This window comes from Burkholderia sp. MSMB1072, from assembly GCF_001524725.1.
GTDB lineage: Bacteria > Pseudomonadota > Gammaproteobacteria > Burkholderiales > Burkholderiaceae > Burkholderia.
This window is the reverse complement of the sequence record NZ_LOYC01000072.1, coordinates 1-3,655: the sequence shown is the minus strand read 5'-3', so window position 1 is coordinate 3,655 and position 3,655 is coordinate 1. Positions and strand designations below refer to the sequence as shown.

At 66.6% G+C, this 3,655-nt stretch carries 1 protein-coding gene; it reads left to right on the top strand.

Annotated elements, in window-relative coordinates:
• A partial coding sequence (locus tag WS89_RS31470) for a DUF3400 domain-containing protein (protein ID WP_059796003.1) occupies positions 1-3,655 on the top strand: 3,655 nt, incomplete at both ends.

Here is a 3,655-nt window from a genome sequence, read left to right as displayed (position 1 = left end):
CGACGACGCCGGCCGCGAACGCGCATCGCGCGTCGAGATGCTGGAGACGGCCGCGCAGCGCGCGGTCGACGAGTTCGCGGACGAATTCGACAAGATGGCCGAACTGCGCCGCCGCGCGACCAAGGCGCTCGGCCGCTGCACGCAGAAGGACAACATCCGCTTCGACGGGCTGTCGCGCGTGTCGCACGTGACCGACGCGACCGACTGGCGCGTCGAATACCCGTTCGTCGTGCTGACGCCCGATACCGAAGCCGAGATCGCGGCACTGATCAAGGCGTGCTTCGAGCTCGGCCTGACGGTGATCCCGCGCGGTGGCGGTACCGGCTACACGGGCGGCGCGGTGCCGCTCACGCCGTTCTCCGCGGTGATCAACACCGAGAAGCTCGAACAGCTCGGCGCGGTCGAGCTGACCGAACTGCCGGGCGTCGCGCACAAGGTGCCGACGATCTTCTCCGGCGCGGGCGTCGTCACGCGCCGCGTGACCGAGGCGGCGGAGGCGGCCGGCTACGTGTTCGCGGTCGATCCGACCTCGCTCGACGCATCGTGCATCGGCGGCAACGTCGCGATGAACGCGGGCGGCAAGAAGGCCGTGCTGTGGGGCACCGCGCTCGACAACCTGGCGTGGTGGCGGATGGTCGACCCGGACGGCAACTGGCTGGAAGTCACGCGCCACGAGCACAACCTGGGCAAGATCCACGATATCGCGGTCGCGCGCTTCGAGCTGAAGTGGTTCGACGGCGCGTACGCGCCGGGAGAGAAGCTGCTGCGCACCGAGATGCTCGAGATCGAAGGCCGGCGCTTTCGCAAGGAAGGGCTCGGCAAGGACGTGACCGACAAGTTCCTCGCCGGCTTGCCGGGCGTGCAGAAGGAAGGCTGCGACGGGCTCATCACGTCCGCGCGCTGGGTGCTGCACAAGATGCCCGCGCACACGCGTACCGTCTGCCTCGAATTCTTCGGCCAGGCGCGCGAGGCGATCCCGAGCATCGTCGAGATCAAGGACTACCTGTTCGAGACGTCGAAGCAGGGTGGCGCGATCCTGGCGGGCCTCGAGCACCTCGACGAGCGTTACCTGCGCGCGGTCGGCTATGCGACCAAGAGCAAGCGCAATGCATTCCCGAAGATGGTGCTGATCGGCGACATCGTCGGCGACGATGCCGATGCGGTCGCACAGGCGACGTCCGAAGTGATCCGGATGGCGAACGGCAAGAGCGGCGAAGGCTTCGTCGCGGTCAGCGCGGAGGCGCGCAAGCGCTTCTGGCTCGACCGCAGCCGCACGGCCGCGATCGCGAAGCACACGAACGCGTTCAAGATCAACGAGGACGTCGTCATCCCGCTGAACCGGATGGGCGAGTACACCGACGGCATCGAACGGATCAACATCGAGCTGTCGCTGAAGAACAAGCTGCAGCTGGTCGACGCGCTCGAGGCGTTCTTCCGCGGCGGCAACCTGCCGCTCGGCAAGACCGACGACGCGAACGAGATCCCGAGCGCGGAACTGCTGGAAGATCGCGTGCAGCAGGCGCTCGAGCTGCTCAAGCGCGTGCGGGCGCGCTGGGAATTCGTGCGCGACCGGCTCGACCAGCCGCTGCGCGAGGCGCAGCACTACCTGGTGCAGCTCGGCTACGAGGCGCTCGCCGAGAAGTTCGCCGACCGCGCGGACGAGCAGCCGGGCGCGACCGTGTTCCACGTCACGCAGGACCGCACGGTCCGCATCTCGTGGAAGCAGGAAATCCGCGCGGAACTGCGCGCGATCTTCAACGGCGGCGCGTTCAAGCCGATCCTCGACGAAGCGCAGGCGATCCACAAGCGCGTGCTGCGCGGGCGCGTGTTCGTCGCGCTGCACATGCACGCGGGCGACGGCAACGTCCACACGAACATCCCGGTCAACTCCGACAACTACGAGATGCTGCAGGACGCGCACGCGGCGGTCGCGCGCATCATGACGCTCGCGCGCTCGCTCGACGGCGTGATTTCCGGCGAACACGGGATCGGCATCACGAAGCTCGAGTTCCTGACCGACGACGAGATCGCCGAATTCCGCGCGTACAAGCAGCGCGTCGACCCGAACGGCCGCTTCAACAAGGGCAAGCTGCTCGACGGCGCCGATCTGCGCAACGCGTACACGCCCAGCTTCGGGCTGATGGGCTACGAGTCGCTGATCATGCAGCAGTCCGACATCGGCGCGATCGCCGATTCGGTGAAGGACTGCCTGCGCTGCGGCAAGTGCAAGCCGGTGTGCGCGACCCACGTGCCGCGCGCGAACCTGCTGTACAGCCCGCGCAACAAGATCCTCGCGACGTCGTTGCTGGTCGAGGCGTTCCTGTACGAGGAACAGACGCGCCGCGGCGTGTCGATCAAGCACTGGGACGAGTTCAACGACGTGGCCGACCACTGCACGGTGTGCCACAAGTGCGCGACGCCGTGCCCGGTGAAGATCGACTTCGGCGACGTCACGATGAACATGCGCAACCTGTTGCGCAAGATGGGCAAGAAGAAGTTCAACGCCGGCAATGCGGCGGGCATGTTCTTCCTGAACGCAACCAATCCGCAGACGATCAACCTCGCGCGCGGCGTGATGATGGGCGTGGGCTACAAGGTGCAGCGCTTCGCGAACGACATGCTGAAGAAGGTCGTGACGAAGCAGACGCAGCACCCGCCGGCGACCACCGGCAAGCCGCCCGCGGTCGAGCAGGTGATCCACTTCGTCAACAAGAAGATGCCGGGCAACCTGCCGAAGAAGACGGCGCGCGCGCTGCTGGACATCGAGGACAACAAGATCGTGCCGATCATCCGCAACCCGAAGTCGACGACCGTCGATTCGGAAGCGGTGTTCTACTTCCCGGGCTGCGGCTCGGAGCGCTTGTTCTCGCAGGTGGGGCTGGCCACGCAAGCGATGCTGTGGGAAGCCGGCGTGCAGACGGTGCTGCCGCCGGGCTACCTGTGCTGCGGCTATCCGCAGCGCGGCTCGGGCCAGTACGACAAGGCCGAGAAGATCGTCACGGACAACCGCGTGCTGTTCCACCGGGTCGCGAACACGCTGAACTACCTGGACATCAAGACGGTGGTCGTGTCGTGCGGCACGTGCTACGACCAGCTCGCGGGGTATGAATTCGACAAGATCTTCCCGGGCTGCCGGATCATCGACATCCACGAGTTCCTGCTCGAGAAGGGGATGAAGCTCGACGGCGTGACGGGCACGCGCTACATGTATCACGACCCGTGCCACACGCCGATCAAGACGATGGATCCGGTCAAGCTCGTCAACGAGCTGATGGGCTCGGAGAAGGACGGCTACAAGATCGAGAAGAACGATCGCTGCTGCGGCGAGTCGGGCACGCTCGCGGTCACGCGCCCGGACGTGTCGACGCAGGTGCGCTTCCGCAAGGAAGAGGAGATCCGCAAGGGCGCCGCGAAGCTGCGCGCGATTCCGGTGGTGGCGGGCGATGCGCGGGCGCCGGCCGCCGCGGGGGCGAACGGGCCGGACGTGAAGATCCTGACGAGCTGCCCGTCGTGCCTGCAAGGCCTGTCGCGCTACAACGAGGATGCGAACCTCGAAGCCGACTACATCGTGGTCGAGATCGCGCGCCAGGTGCTCGGCGAGAACTGGATGGCCGATTATGTCGCACGGGCGAACCATGGCGGGATCGAGCGCGTG